General features: G+C 63.5%; 9 protein-coding genes. 3 read left to right on the top strand and 6 right to left on the bottom strand.

All coding sequences use genetic code 11. The annotated features are described in order from the left end of the window. Positions 1 to 30: 30 nt before the first annotated feature. Positions 31 to 1,872 carry a dihydroxy-acid dehydratase gene (gene ilvD / locus BIO17B3_RS01045; RefSeq protein ID WP_156052653.1) on the bottom strand — a complete coding sequence of 614 codons (1,842 nt, stop codon included), beginning with the start codon at positions 1,870 to 1,872 and terminating at the stop codon, positions 31 to 33. An 82-nt stretch (positions 1,873 to 1,954) separates the two neighbouring features. Between ilvD and BIO17B3_RS01050 the strand changes: the two genes are divergently transcribed. The 3 genes from BIO17B3_RS01050 (at position 1,955) to BIO17B3_RS01060 (ending at position 3,551) form a co-directional block, all read left to right on the top strand. Beyond that, on the top strand, positions 1,955 to 2,884 hold the full coding sequence (locus tag BIO17B3_RS01050) for a LysR family transcriptional regulator (protein ID WP_232054144.1): 930 nt from the start codon (positions 1,955 to 1,957) through the stop codon (positions 2,882 to 2,884). Between the two features lie 68 nt (positions 2,885 to 2,952). Further along, positions 2,953 to 3,231, top strand: coding sequence for a type II toxin-antitoxin system Phd/YefM family antitoxin (locus tag BIO17B3_RS01055; RefSeq protein ID WP_156052654.1), 279 nt, complete (start codon positions 2,953 to 2,955; stop codon positions 3,229 to 3,231). Then, a complete protein-coding gene (locus BIO17B3_RS01060) occupies positions 3,231 to 3,551 on the top strand; it encodes a type II toxin-antitoxin system RelE/ParE family toxin (protein WP_156052655.1) in 321 nt (106 codons plus the stop codon). Before BIO17B3_RS01055 ends, BIO17B3_RS01060 begins: the two co-directional genes overlap by 1 nt. Positions 3,552 to 3,645: 94 nt before the next feature. Here BIO17B3_RS01060 and BIO17B3_RS01065 read toward each other — a convergent pair whose 3' ends face one another. The 5 genes from BIO17B3_RS01065 to uvrA all read right to left on the bottom strand — a co-directional run bounded on the left by BIO17B3_RS01065 (position 3,646) and on the right by uvrA (position 14,846). Beyond that, positions 3,646 to 4,473: a hypothetical protein gene (locus tag BIO17B3_RS01065; protein WP_156052656.1), complete on the bottom strand. Its 828-nt coding sequence runs from the start codon at positions 4,471 to 4,473 to the stop codon at positions 3,646 to 3,648. A gap of 150 nt (positions 4,474 to 4,623) precedes the next feature. Continuing rightward, positions 4,624 to 6,936, bottom strand: coding sequence for an ATP-dependent Clp protease ATP-binding subunit ClpA (clpA, locus tag BIO17B3_RS01070; protein ID WP_156052657.1), 2,313 nt, complete (start codon positions 6,934 to 6,936; stop codon positions 4,624 to 4,626). A 10-nt stretch (positions 6,937 to 6,946) separates the two neighbouring features. Further along, positions 6,947 to 7,273 carry an ATP-dependent Clp protease adapter ClpS gene (gene clpS, locus BIO17B3_RS01075; RefSeq protein ID WP_013105755.1) on the bottom strand — a complete coding sequence of 109 codons (327 nt, stop codon included), beginning with the start codon at positions 7,271 to 7,273 and terminating at the stop codon, positions 6,947 to 6,949. A gap of 279 nt (positions 7,274 to 7,552) precedes the next feature. Beyond that, positions 7,553 to 8,803, bottom strand: a complete 1,251-nt coding sequence (gene icd, locus BIO17B3_RS01080; protein WP_156052658.1) for an NADP-dependent isocitrate dehydrogenase — start codon at positions 8,801 to 8,803, stop codon at positions 7,553 to 7,555. 97 nt (positions 8,804 to 8,900) lie between these two features. Next, a complete protein-coding gene (gene uvrA, locus BIO17B3_RS01085; protein ID WP_156052659.1) occupies positions 8,901 to 14,846 on the bottom strand; it encodes an excinuclease ABC subunit UvrA in 5,946 nt (1,981 codons plus the stop codon). Positions 14,847 to 14,987: the final 141 nt, after the last annotated feature.

Genomic DNA, 14,987 nt, shown 5'->3' on the forward strand with positions numbered 1-14,987 from the left:
CAAGCTGGGCAGGCGCCAGCCCGCCCCGCGTCAATCGTCCAGCAAATTAGCGTCGCGCACCGCGCCCTTGTCGGCGCTGGTCACCAGCTTGGCGTAGGCCTTGAGCGCCTGGCTCACCTTGCGGGCGCGCGGCGCTGCGGGCTTCCAGCCCCTGGCATCCTGCTCGGCGCGGCGGCGCGCCAGTTCGTCGTCGCTCACATCCACCCGCACCACGCGGTTGGGAATGTCGATGACGATGCGGTCGCCCGTGCGCACCAGGCCGATGGCGCCGCCCTCGGCTGCTTCGGGCGACACATGGCCGATGGACAGCCCCGCCGTTCCGCCCGAGAAGCGGCCGTCGGTGATGAGGGCACAGACCTTGCCCAGGCCCTTCGATTTGAGATAACTCGTCGGGTAGAGCATTTCCTGCATGCCAGGGCCGCCGCGCGGGCCTTCGTAGCGGATGACGACCACGTCGCCCGGTTTCACCTGCCCGCCCAGAATCGCCTCGACCGCTGCGTCCTGGCTTTCCAGCACCACGGCAGGGCCGGAGAAGCTGAGGATGCTCTTGTCCACCCCGGCGGTCTTGACGATGCAGCCGCGCTCGGCCAGATTGCCGAACAGCACGGCTAGCCCGCCGTCGGTGCTGTAGGCGTGCGCGACATCGCGGATGCAGCCATTGGTGCGGTCGGTGTCCAGCGTGTCGTAACGGCAGCTCTGCGAAAACGCTTTCGTGCTGCGCACCCCGGCCGGGCCTGCGCGGTAGAAGGTCTGCACGTCTTCGCTGGGCTGGCGCGCCACGTCCCAGGTATCGAGCGCGGCGGCCAGCGAGGGCGCATGCACCGTCGGCACACGGGTGTCGAGCAGCTTGGCCCGGTCGAGCTCACCCAGAATGGCCATCACGCCGCCGGCGCGGTGCACATCTTCGAGGTGGTAGTGGCTCGACGGCGCCACCTTGCACAGCGTGGGCACCTTGCGCGACAAACGGTCGATGTCGCCCATGCCGAAATCGACGCCACCTTCCTGCGCGGCCGCCAGCAGGTGCAGCACCGTGTTGGTCGAACCGCCCATGGCGATGTCCAGCGACATCGCATTCTCGAACGCTGCCTTGCAGGCGATGCGGCGCGGCAGCACGCTGTCGTCGTTGCCTTCGTAATAACGGCGGGCCAGATCGACGATGGTGCGCCCGGCGCGGCGGAACAGTTGCTCGCGGTCGGTGTGCGTGGCCACCAGCGAGCCGTTACCCGGCAGCGAAAGACCCAGCGCCTCGGTCAGACAGTTCATCGAGTTGGCGGTGAACATGCCCGAGCACGACCCGCAGGTCGGGCAGGCCGAGCGTTCGATGGCCTGCACGTCGTCGTCAGACACCTTGTCGTCGGCCGCGGCCACCATGGCGTCGATCAGGTCGAGCGAAATCACCTTGCCGGCCAGCCGCGTCTTGCCGGCCTCCATCGGCCCGCCCGACACGAAAACCACCGGAATGTTCAGCCGCAGCGCGGCCATCAGCATGCCCGGGGTGATCTTGTCGCAGTTGGAAATGCACACCAGCGCGTCGGCCGTATGCGCGTTGCACATGTATTCCACGCTGTCCGCAATGATGTCGCGCGAAGGCAGGCTGTAGAGCATGCCGTCATGGCCCATGGCGATGCCGTCATCCACCGCGATGGTGTTGAACTCCTTGCCCACCCCGCCCGCGCGCTCGATTTCCTCGATCACCAACTGGCCGAGATCTTTCAGATGCACATGGCCGGGCACGAACTGGGTGAACGAATTGGCCACCGCGATGATGGGTTTGCCGAAATCGCCGTCCTGCATGCCGGTGGCGCGCCACAGTGCGCGGGCGCCCGCCATATTGCGGCCGGAAGTGCTGGTACGGGAACGGTAGGCGGGCATGGGACGATTCTCCTGCGGGGAAATAATGGACAAAGAGGACAGATTGTCCCGCCCCTCCGCTATATTGAACAATACATTTTTTATGGCAGCGCTATATGCCAAACGAATCATGGAACTGCGGCAGCTCCGGTACTTTGTCACCATTGCAGAACAAGGCAGCTTCTCGCGCGCGGCCGAGCGGCTGCACATCTCGCAGCCGCCGCTGTCCACCCAGATCAAGGCGCTTGAAGACGAAATCGGCGCCCGATTGCTTGAGCGCAGCAACCGCGGCGTGGCACTCACCGCTGCGGGTGCCGCCTTCTTTGATGACATCCGCGCCGTCCTCGCCCAGTTCGAACACGCGGTCGAGCGCGCGCGCCAGACCGAGCGCGGCGACGCGGGTACGCTCTCCATCGGCTTCGTCTCCATCGCCGACTTCGGCATCTTGCCCCCCACCCTCAAGAGCTTTCGTGCGCGGTATCCGCAGGTGGACGTGCAGCTGCACGAACTCACCACCGACGCCCAGATCCGCGAGCTTCGCGCCGCCGAACTCGATCTGAGCATCGGCCTCGCCCCCGTGGACGAGCCCGGACTGACCTTCACCCCCTTGCTGCAAGAGCCGCTGATGCTAGCCGCCCCGACCGCCCACCCCGTACTGCAAGAAGGCAGCGGCGCCGTCGATCTCCGCGCGCTAGCCAAAGAGCCCTTCATCGTGCCGCCTCGCAATATCGGCCCCGGCCTGTACGACCTCACCCTCAGCCTGTGTCAGGCCGCGGGGTTCGCCCCCCGCATCACCCAGCACGCGCGGCAGATGCAAACCGTCATCGGCCTGGTCTCCTGCGGCATGGGCGTGGCTCTCGTGCCGGCCTCGCTACGCCAGCTCAAACGCCCCGGCGTGCAGTACTGCCCCCTGCTCGGCCAACCCGCCAACATCGAACTCGGCATTCTTCAACTGTCCCAGACGTCCAACCCCCTGCGGGAGAATTTCATCCGGGCGCTACAAGGGGCCGCGCAAGGTCTGGCGCAGACGTAGGCCACTGCGGTCATTGACTGAGACTGAATTCAGACCTAAATTCAGACTGAATTCATCCCGGAGGCCCTATGCAATCCGTCAGCAACATCAAATCCATTTCCTACCTCAAAAGCCACGCCGCCCAGATATCCGAAGATCTGGAATTGAATGGCACTCCCTATGTCATCACCCAAAATGGCGAAGCCAGTATGGTGATTGAGCATGTCAAACAATTTCAGGAAAAGGAAACGCTTATTTCCGTCCTCAAAATCATCGCGCTTGGCGAAAACGACCGGCAACAAGGCAAAGGATTTTCAGTCGAGGAATCGCGCGCCCAATTAAAGGCCGCCCGCCAGAGCCGAAAATAATGGCCATCATCATCCTTCCCGACGCGCAGGAAGATCTGCTTTCGCTGCAAGACTACATGCTCGACAAATGGGGAGAATCCGCCTGGATAATTGCAGAAGATGAAATTTTTGAAAAATTACACCTGATAGAAACAGGCATTTTAGACGGTTCACCAATTCCAGAACTGGCTGCTGTTGGAATAATGAATTACAAAAACGTCCTCACATCCCATCACAAGCTGGTGTACCAACACCTAGACAGAAACATCTACGTCTATCTCGCCGTAGGCCACCGCCAGGATTATCCAACCGCCCTTCTGAAACGATTGCTTCGCAGGTGATGAAGGCGAGCAAAGGAAAGTTGGGGGGCAGGTCTCGCTTGATTTGCTCAATGCAACAAAGATAGATCTGGCCCCATTTACAGTGTGATTCCAATTATTGCTTGACCAACGACTGCGCAATAACAAGGGATACATTGCTTACCTTCGCACTCGCGCCTAGATATAACAAATTTGGATTTGTCGAACTGTTAAATGATGCAAGTCCATTCCAGGTGGCACCGTTCATTGAAGAGTACGTACTTGAGCACCCAGAATTTTGCGCAGAAAAATAATAAATATTGTGAGTGGCATCAGATGCAGAAATCATCCCATTGAGCGAGCATCCTGTCGTGGAATCTGTACCTGAGACCGCTCCCGTTTGGCTAATTGATATCACAGACCCAGTAGACGTCTGGTAATTTCCAGCCAGTTCCGAAATAGATGGCGATATTGCATTCAAACTACTCCACTGACTTGTATCGGTGGAAGCGGGAATCGTTGTCCCCGCGCTGGTAACGCCGGTTGAGGTGATGGTAAGCGACTGGCCGGTGCTGACGGTACCCGTGAAATTGACAGTTCCCGACGTTGAGCCGTCGGGAAAGGAACAATTAACACTCACTCCAGGGATGTTCGTATAAGTTACTACAGCGCCAATCCCACTGCCTGAAATCGCAGAACCATTGACATTAGCCTGCCCGAATCCGACAGAGGCACAACCATTAGTTTGATTTTTAGCCGCTGTGTAATATTGTCCATTCGGCGCAACTAGCACCATTGACTGAATCGTGTCACCGGCGTTCGCACCCGAAGCGACCGTAGTCGACGCTTGCCAGACTCCGGCTGCAGACTGTTGTGTTGCAGTCGACCCCCCTCCACCTCCGCCACCGCAACCAGATAGCGCAACAGCACTAGACGCTATAAGAATGAGCGGGAATCGTTTCATGACCTCTCCTTTGTTGTAAAAAATGGCTACGACTAGAAGAATCTATCGTCCTCCTCGACTACAAGTTCAATCATTTTTGAAAAACTTGTATCTCGGCGTAAAAAAGCCCCGAATAACGGGGCTTTTTTACTGCGCCGATGCTTGAGAACGTCAGGCCGCAGCGTCCTCAGCCTCTTTTTTCTTCGGGCGCGGTTCGGGCGGGGTGATGTCGAGTTTGATCTTGTCTTTCTCGGCTGCCGCTTCGTCAATATCCACCGACACCCGCCCGCCATCGACCAGGCGGCCAAACAGCAGTTCGTCGGCCAGGGCGCGGCGCAGGGTGTCTTGAATGAGCCGCTGCATCGGGCGGGCGCCCATGAGGGGGTCGAAACCGGCCTTGGCCAGATGCTTGCGCAGGGCGTCGGAGAAGGTGATGTCGACCTTCTTTTCGGCCAGTTGGGCTTCGAGTTGGAGCAGGAATTTATCCACCACGCGCAGGATGATGTTTTCGTCCAGCGGCTTGAAGCTGATGGTCGCGTCGAGCCGGTTGCGGAACTCGGGGGTGAACAGGCGCTTGATGTCGGCCATCTCGTCGCCCTGCTCGCGCTTGTTGGTGAACCCGATGACGGATTTCTGCATGGCTTCCGCGCCGGCATTCGTGGTCATGATGAGAATGATGTTGCGGAAGTCGGCCTTGCGCCCGTTGTTGTCGGTGAGGGTACCGTTGTCCATGACCTGCAACAGCACGTTGAACACATCCGGATGGGCTTTCTCGATTTCGTCGAGCAGCAGCACGGCGTGCGGCTTCTTGGTCACGGCCTCGGTGAGCAGACCGCCTTGATCGAAGCCCACATAGCCGGGCGGCGCGCCGATGAGGCGCGAGACCGTGTGGCGCTCCATGTATTCCGACATATCGAAGCGAATGAGATCGACGCCCAAGGTGAAAGCCAGTTGCTTGGCCACCTCGGTTTTGCCAACGCCCGTGGGGCCGCTGAACAGGAAGGCGCCAATGGGTTTGTCGGGCTTGCCCAAGCCGGAGCGCGCCATTTTGATGGCGGCGGCCAGCGCGTCGATGGCAGCCTCTTGCCCGAACACGACGTTTTTCAGGTCGCGGTCGAGGCTCTTGAGCTTGGATCGATCGTCGGTGGTGACGCTGTGCACCGGCACGCGGGCGATCTTGGAGATGATCTCCTCGATCTCGATCTTGCCGATGGTCTTCTTCTGCTTGCTCTTGGGCAGAATGCGCTGCGCTGCGCCAGCTTCGTCGATGACGTCGATGGCTTTGTCGGGCAGGTGGCGGTCGTTGATGTACTTGGCCGAAAGCTCGGCCGCGGCCGACAGCGCGCCGGGCGAATACTTCACGCCGTGATGCTCTTCAAACCGCGACTTGAGGCCGCGCAGAATTTCGACGGTCTGCTGCACGCTGGGCTCGACCACGTCGATCTTCTGGAAACGGCGCGACAGCGCGGCGTCTTTCTCGAAAATGCCGCGGTACTCGGTGAAGGTGGTGGCGCCGATGCAGCGCAACTGCCCCGACGACAGCGCGGGCTTGAGCAGATTGCTGGCGTCTAGCGTGCCGCCCGAGGCCGAACCAGCGCCGATGAGGGTATGAATTTCGTCGATGAACAGCACCGCGTGCGGCTTGTCCTTGAGCTGCTTGAGCACGGCCTTGAGGCGCTGCTCGAAATCGCCGCGATATTTGGTGCCCGCCAGCAGCGCGCCCATGTCGAGCGAATAAACCACGGCGTCTTGGAGAATGGCCGGCACCTGCCCTTCGGTAATGCGCCAGGCCAGACCCTCGGCAATGGCGGTTTTGCCCACGCCGGCTTCACCCACCAGCAGCGGGTTGTTCTTGCGACGGCGGCAAAGAATCTGAATGACGCGCTCGACTTCATGCTCGCGGCCGATGAGCGGATCGATCTTGCCCTGCTGCGCTAGCGCGTTGAGGTTGAGAGTGAACTGATCGAGCGGCGATTCCTTGCCCTCTTTCTCGTCCCCGCCGTCTTCGCTCGGCGCCGAAGCCGACTTGGCCGGTTCGACCGGCTCGGACTTGCGGATGCCATGCGAGAGGAAATTCACCACGTCGAGCCGGGTGACGCCCTGCTGGTGCAGGTAATAGACGGCGTGTGAATCTTTCTCGCTGAAGATCGCCACCAGCACATTGGCGCCCGTCACCTCTTTCTTGCCGTTGGAGGTGGACTGCACGTGCATGATGGCGCGCTGAATGACGCGCTGGAATCCCAGCGTGGGCTGGGTGTCCACATCGTCCGAACCCGGCACGATGGGGGTGTTTTCCTTTATGAACGCGGTCAGGCTTTTGCGCAGATCGTCCAGATTGGCCGAGCAAGCGCGCAGCACCTCGGCGGCAGAAGGGTTGTCGAGCAGGGCCAGCAGCAGATGCTCGACGGTAATGAATTCGTGGCGCTGTTGGCGCGCCTCGACAAAAGCCATATGCAGGCTGACTTCCAGTTCTTGCGCAATCATCACGAGCCTCCTAAATGGCTTCCATCACACACTGCAAAGGGTGACCGGCCTGACGGGCCGCGCCGATCACCTGCTCCACCTTGGTGGCCGCGATGTCGCGGGTGTAAACCCCGCAAACGCCACGGCCGTCACGGTGCACTTTTAACATGATTTGCGTCGCCGTTTCGCGGTCTTTGTTGAAATAGTGCTGAATCACGACAACCACGAATTCCATCGGCGTGAAGTTGTCGTTGAGCAGGATGACCTGATACATCGCCGGCGGCTTGAGCCGCAGCGTCTGACGCTCGACAACGACGGCGCCGCCGTCTGCTGGAGGGGGGGAATGGGAAGCTGACATGCTCAAAATTGTAGGGAGGTCTGCCGTGGTTTGTTGTCGCCAAGGGTAATTCCGCAAGGTCGGCCGAATAACAAAAAACCGCATCCGAGCCATCCATCTGCGGCGGGGCCGACAGAAAACAAGAGCGGATGATCCCTCACTCGCAACCCGCATAAAAAAAGACCGCCGGAGCGGTCTTATGAGAAAACGCAGGGCCGCCCCAAGTTTTCTTGTCCACCTCGGGGGGCCTGACGCGAACGCGGCAGGTCTGGGGGCGCTTTCAGGCGTCAGCAACGAGGGTCACATATGGTCGATCATCACCTGACCGAATCCGGAGCAGCTCACCTGGGTGGCGTCGGGCAGCAGACGGGCGAAGTCGTAGGTCACCTGTTTGGACAGGATGGACTTTTCCATACTGGCGATGATGCGGTCAGCGGCTTCGACCCAACCCATGTGGCGCAGCATCATCTCGGCGGACAGAATTTCTGAGCCGGGGTTCACATAGTCTTTACCGGCATACTTCGGCGCGGTGCCGTGGGTGGCCTCGAACATGGCCACGCTGTCGGAGAGATTGGCACCCGGCGCAATGCCGATGCCGCCCACTTGGGCCGCGAGCGCGTCGGAAACATAGTCGCCATTGAGGTTGAGCGTGGCGATCACGTCATATTCGTCCGGGCGCAGCAGGATTTGCTGCAAGAAGGCGTCAGCGATCATGTCTTTCACCACGATGTCGCGGCCGGTCTTGGGATTTTTGAAGCGCATCCACGGCCCGCCGTCGAGCAACTGCGCGCCGAATTCCTTGCCGGCCAGGCCGTAGCCCCAGTCACGGAAGGCACCTTCGGTGAACTTCATGATGTTGCCCTTGTGCACCAGGGTGACCGACTTGCGGTCATTGTCGATGGCGTACTGCAGGGCCTTGCGCACCAGGCGCTCGGTACCCTCGCGCGACACCGGCTTGATGCCGATGCCCGAGGTGTCGGGGAAGCGGATTTTTTTCACCCCCATCTCGTTGATGAGGAAATTGACGAGTTTCTTCGCCCCGTCCGACTCGGCGGCCCACTCGATGCCGGCGTAGATGTCTTCGGAGTTCTCGCGGAAGATGACCATATCGGTCTTCTCCGGGTGCTTGACCGGCGAGGGCACGCCCTGGAAATAGCGCACCGGACGCAGGCAGACGTAGAGGTCGAGCTCCTGCCGCAGCGCGACGTTGAGCGAGCGGATGCCGCCGCCGACCGGGGTGGTCAGCGGGCCCTTGATCGAAACCACGTAATCGCGCAGGATCTGAAGGGTGATCTCGGGCAGCCACACGTCGGGGCCGTACACCCGCGTGGCCTTTTCGCCGGCGAAAATTTCCATCCAGGCGATCTTGCGCTTGCCGCCGTAGGCCTTCTCAACCGCCGCGTCCACCACCTTGATCATCACTGGGGTGATGTCGAAGCCCGTGCCGTCGCCTTCGATATAGGGAATGATGGGATGGTCGGGAACATTGAGCGAAAAGTCCGGGTTGACCGTGATTTTTTCGCCTGCAGGCACGCGGATGTGTTGATCCATGGGGAGTCTCCTTCGGTAGTAACCCGAGCATTCTATGCCTCGGCAAGGGTGGAATGAAACAGTCTTGTATATGACATAAGAGTGGGTTTTGCGCGGCTCAAGCCAAATCGGCGTGTGCCGCTCGATATTGCGCCTGATGCTGCGTCCAGGCGTCGCGCAGCGCCTTGGCGGTATGCCCCGGCGCATCGGCTTCGAGGAAGTCGGCCGTCGGCCCCTGCATCACCAGCCGCCCGCCGCCCTTGCCGCCTTCAGGGCCGAGATCGATCAGCCAGTCGGCATTGGCCATCATGTCGAGGTCATGCTCGATGACCACCACGGTATGACCGCTGTCGGTCAGGCGGTGCAGTACGCGAATGAGTTTTTCGGTGTCGGTCTTGTGCAGACCGACGGTCGGCTCGTCGAGCACGTACACCGTCGGCCGGGTTCCGGCGGTGGCGAGTTCGGTGACCAGCTTGATGCGCTGCGCCTCGCCGCCCGAAAGGAAGGGGCTGGGCTGGCCGAGTTGCAGATAACCCAGCCCCACGTCCTGCAGCAATTGCAGCGCGTGATGGATTTTGCGGTGCGCCGCGAAAAACTCGACGGCTTCGTCCACCTCCATCTGCAGCACCTCGCCGGCGTTGCGGCCGCGCAGCCGCACGGCGAGCGTTTCAGGGTTGAAGCGCAGACCGTTGCAATCGGTGCAGGGCACGGTCACGTCGGGCAGGAAGTTCATCGCCACCTTCACCGCGCCCTGCCCCTCGCAGGTCGGACAGCGGCCAGGGCCAGCGTTGAAGGAGAATCGGCTGGCGGAATAGCCGCGGATGCGCGCTTCCTCGGTGTCGGCGAACAACTGGCGAATGCCGTCCCACAGGCCCAGATAGGTGGCGGCGCAAGAACGGGGGGTCTTGCCGATGGGGGACTGATCGACTTCGAGCACGCGCTCCAGGCCCTCCCAGCCCGTCAGATCGCCCGCGCCGTCGATCTCGCCCGAATGCCCCGCAAGCCGCTGACGCAGCGCAGGTACCAGCACCTCGCGGGCCAGCGTGGATTTACCCGAACCCGACACCCCAGTGACCACGGTGAGCCGCCCTCGCGGAAACTGCGCGCTCAAGCCCTGCAGATTGTGCAGATGCGCACTGTGCAGATGCAGCGCGGGTTGGTCGGCCCGGGTGAGCGGGCGCGGCTGCAGCGGCCAGGGCATGGGATCGCGCAGGCTGCGCGCGGTGGCCGTGTCGGCATGGGCCATGACTTCTGCCAGCGCGCCGCTGGCCACGACCTGCCCACCGCGCCGCCCCGCCCCCGGGCCGATGTCGATGAGATGGTCGGCCCGGCGCATGGTGTCTTCATCGTGTTCCACGACCACCAGGGTGTTGCCCTTGGCTTTGAGCAGGGCCAGCGCGTCGAGCAGGATGCGGTTGTCCCGCGGATGCAGGCCGATGGTCGGCTCGTCGAGCACGTAGCACACGCCGCGCAGATTGCTGCCGAGTTGCGCCGCCAGCCGGATGCGCTGCGCCTCGCCGCCGGAGAGCGTGGGCGCGCCGCGGTCCAGCCCCAGATAGCCTAGGCCCACCTGCTGCATGAAGGCCAGGCGCGAACGGATTTCGCTCAGGGCGTCGCGCACGATCTCGGCTTCCCGCGGTGTAAGGGCCAGTGCGCCGAACCAGGCGGCCGCGGCATCGATGTCGCGTGCGGCCAGCTGGGCGATGGACTGATCGCGCAGCCGAACGGCCAGACTGTCGCGGTTCAGCCGCGCGCCGTGGCAGCTCGGGCAGCTGGACGGAGCGCCTGGTGCGGCCACCGGCGCGGCCTTGCGGCCCCGGCCCGGTTTGTCTCGCGGCGTCGCTTTCTCGCCGTCCGCCTCGACCCAGGCGGCCTCCTCGCCGGTCTGCTCGGCATCGAAACCGGCAATCAGTTCCCCGGTGCCGAAGCAAGTGGGGCACCAGCCGGTGGGCGAGTTGTAGGAAAACTGGCGTGGATCGAGTTCGCGGAAGCTGCGCCCGCAGCCCGGACAGGCGCGCTTGGTGGACAGCAGCAGGCTGCGCATCGGCGGCTCGGGCTGCCCGGCTTCCATCGCCTCCTTCAAACCATCGAGCGGCGCCAGTACCAGCACCACGCCCTTGCCCAGCGCCAAGGCACGCCGCAGCAGATCGCGCAATGCCTCCTCGTTCTCCGCCCGCACCACCACGTCGCCGACGGGGAGTTCGATGCTGTGCTCCTTGAAGCGGTCGAGCCGCGGCCAGGGATCGGTCGGCACGAATGCGCCGTCCACCCGCAGATGGGTGTAGCCCATGCTGCGCGCCCACACCGCCAGATCGGTGTAGTAACCCTTGCGCTGCACCACCAGCGGCGCCAGCAGCCCGATGTGCTGGCCGCGCCAGTCGCGCAGCAATTGCGCGGCAATGGCCTCGGGGCTTTGCGGCTCGATGGGGATGTTGCAGTCCGGACAGTATTGCGTGCCGCACTTGGCATAGATCAGTCGCAGAAAGTGGTAAGCCTCGGTGAGCGTGCCCACGGTGCTCTTGCGCCCGCCGCGGCTGGTGCGTTGCTCGATGGCCACCGTGGGCGGAATGCCGACGATGGCCTCCACATCGGGCCGCGCCGCGGGCTGCACGAACTGCCGGGCGTAGGCATTGATCGACTCCAGATAGCGCCGCTGACCTTCGGTGAACAGTACGTCGAAGGCCAGGGTCGATTTGCCGGAACCGGAAACGCCGGTGATCACCGTCATCTCGCCACGCGGAATGTCCACATCGACCCCGCGCAGATTGTGCTCACGCGCCTGGCGGATGGCGATGAATCCGGCCTTGCCGGCCCGCAGCGCGCTGGCAAGGTGCGGGCCGACGGGTTCGTCGGCGGCGGAGTAGGTCGCAGCGGGTTCGGCGGCTTGCAACAGAGACGAGGCGTTCGCTGCCCCCTCCCGACCTCCCCCACAAGTGGAGGAGGTGAGAACGGCGCTTCGCGCGTCCTTCGGATGCCCCTCCCGGCCTCCCCCACGAGTGGAGGAGGAGAACACCCCCTCCCCACTGGGTGGGGAGGGTTGGGGTGAAGATGCGTTTTGACCCGCGCCACGCTGCGCCGCGTCCCGCGCCAGCGCCTGGCCGGTGAACGATGTCGCGCAGGCGGCCAGCTCGTCGGGCGGCCCAGAGAACACCAGCCGCCCCCCGGCGTCGCCCCCTTCGGGGCCGAGGTCGATGACCCAGTCTGACGAGGCGATGACATCGAGGTTGTGCTCGATCACCAGCACGGTGTGCCCGGCGTCGAGCAGCTTGCGCAGGGCCCGCAGCAGTTTGGCCACGTCGTCGAAATGCAGGCCGGTGGTCGGCTCATCGAACAAGAACAGCGTGCCCTTGCGCGCCAGTCCGGCGCGGGTCTTGGCGGCCTCGGCGAGAAAGCCCGCGAGCTTGAGGCGCTGGGCCTCGCCGCCTGAGAGCGTTGGCGTGGGCTGACCCAAGCGCAGATAGTCCAGCCCCACGTCCACCAGGGCCTGCAGCGTCCGGGTGATGTCGGATTGCCCGCGAAAGCGTTGCAGCGCCTCGGCCACGGTGAGGTCGAGCACCTGCGCCATGTTCAGCGGGGCGAACCCCGCCTGCGCCGGCAGTTGCACTTCGAGCACTTCGGCGCGGTAGCGCTTGCCGTCGCAGTCGGGGCAACGCAGATAGACGTCCGACAGGAACTGCATCTCCACATGCTCGAAACCCGAACCGCCGCAGGTGGGGCAACGGCCGTCGCCGCTGTTGAAGCTGAAGGTGCCTGCGGTGTAGCCGCGTTCGCGCGCGGTGGGCAAGGCGGCGAACAGGGCGCGAATGCCGTCGAAAGCGCCGACGAAACTCACCGGATTGGAACGGGCCGTCTTGCCAATGGGCGACTGATCGACCAGCACCACGTCGCCCACCTGATCGGCGCCGAGCAGGCGGTCGAAAGCGCCGGGAATGGGCGCGGTCTTGCCCAGCGAGCGGGCCAGCGCCGGATACAGCACGTCGCCGATGAGGGTGGATTTGCCGCAGCCCGACACGCCAGTGAGCGCCGTCATGAAGCCCAGCGGAATCTCGACCGTCAGCGACTTGAGGTTGTGCTCGCGCGCGCCTTCCAGAATGAGGCGCGGCGCCAGCAGACCGCCCTGCGCATCGCGGCGCGGGGTGCGTCGGCGCGGTAAAGCGTCGCTCACCTTCAGTTCACCGCTGAGGTAACGGCCGGTCAGCGTGTTTGAGCGCTGCGCCTGATCGAGTGTGCCCTGGAATACCAGATGCCCGCCGCGCTCGCCCGGGCCGGGGCCGATTTCCAGCATCCAGTCGGCGGTGCGCATGAGCTGGGGATCGTGCTCGACGAGTAGCAGCGAATTGCCCGCCTCCTTGAGCCGATGCAGCACACCGCCCAGACGGTCGAGATCGCGTGGATGCAGGCCGATGGACGGCTCGTCGAGCACGAACAGGGTTTGCGTCAGCGCCGTACCTAGCGCGGTGGTGAGGTTGATGCGCTGCACCTCTCCGCCCGACAAGGTGCGCGACTGGCGGTCGAGGGTGAGATAGCCCAGGCCGACATCCCGCAGGTAGCGCAGACGCGAGCGGATGTTGTCGAGCAGCATGCTGCTGGCGGCTTGCGCCATGTCCGGCAGCGCCAGATCGGCGAACAGACGCTGCAGGCGCTCGATCGGCAACGAGTTGACGTCGTGCAGATTCAACCCCGGCAGGCTGGCCAGCACGGCGTCGCTCCACGACGCCCCCACAGGGCGAAATCGCGCGTAGCTGCCCTCTCCGCCGATCGCGGCTTCGGCCTGCTCCAACGAGCCGATGCGCCACAACAGCGCTTCGGTCTTGAGCCGCGCGCCCTGGCAGGTGGGGCAGGCGGTGTAACTGCGGTACTTGGACAGCAGCACGCGCACATGCATCTTGTAAGCGCGGCTCTCCAGCCAGTCGAAATAGCGCCGCACGCCGTAGAACTGCTTCTGCCAGTTGCCGCGCCAGTCGGGGTCGCCCTCGATGACCCAGGTGCGCTCGCGTTCGCTGAGCTCGGCCCAGGGCACATCGAGCCTGATCTCGGCCTGCGCGGCGTAGCGCTCCAGATCGGTCTGGCATTCGGCAAAGCTCTGCGTCTGCCAGGGTTTCACCGCCCCGGCCCGCAGGGTTTTACGCACATCGGGAATCACCAGATCGAGATCGACGCCGATCACCCGGCCGAAGCCGCGACAGGTTTCGCAAGCGCCGACGGGCGAATTGAAGCTGAACAGGCCGGGGCTGGGGTCGCGGTAATGGATGTCGCAATCCGGGCAGTGCAGATCCGAGGAATAACGCCACACCATCCCTTTGCTCTCGGCGGCCTCAACATCGCGCGGCAGCTCGTGCACTTCCATGCGTCCCTGGCCCAGCCGCAGCGCCGCCTCGACGGCCTCGCTGAGCCGCGCGGGCTCGTCGGTCGGCAGACGCAGCCGGTCCTGCACCACGTCGAGCACCCGTCCTTTGGGCGTGTCGCGCTCGCCGAGAATGCGGGTGTAACCCTGCGCGGCGAGCTGCTGGGTGATGTGCTCCACGCTCATGCCCTGCGGCATTGCCACCGCGAACACCACGGCGGCGCGCAGCCCCTGCGGCAGCAGGCGCGCGCGGCGCTGCACGTCCTCGACGATGCTCTGCGCCGTATCCCGCCGCACCTCCGCGCCGCAGCCGCGGCAGTACAGTCTGGCCGCGCGGGCGAACAGCAGCTTGAGATGATCGGCCAGCTCGGTCATGGTGCCCACGGTGGAACGCGAGGTGCGCACCGGGTTGGTCTGATCGATGGCGATCGCCGGCGGAATGCCTTCGATGCGATCGACCTGCGGGCGATCCATGCGGTCGAGAAACTGCCGCGCGTAAGGAGAGAACGTCTCGACGTAGCGCCGCTGACCTTCGGCGTACACCGTGTCGAACACCAGCGAGCTCTTGCCCGACCCCGAAACGCCGGTGACGACGACAATGCGCCCCAGCGGAATGTCCAAGTCGAGGTTCTTGAGATTGTTCTGCCGCGCACCGATGATGCGGATGGCGCTCTCCTCATCTGAGGAAGAGGCCGAAGAGCTGGGGAAATGTGCAGTCATTCGAGCACTATACCGGCAGCGATTGCACCGCGTCTCCAGCAGGACTTTGCGTTGGCGGCCCATCAAAAACTGACTCACAGCCGTCCTTCAGCCGCGCCCGACTGTGTCGTTTCAAGCTGTAACCATTCACCCGCGTTTGCG

Origin of the sequence: Thiomonas sp. OC7 (assembly GCF_900634595.1) — a bacterium.
GTDB classification, from domain to species: domain Bacteria; phylum Pseudomonadota; class Gammaproteobacteria; order Burkholderiales; family Burkholderiaceae_C; genus Thiomonas; species Thiomonas arsenitoxydans.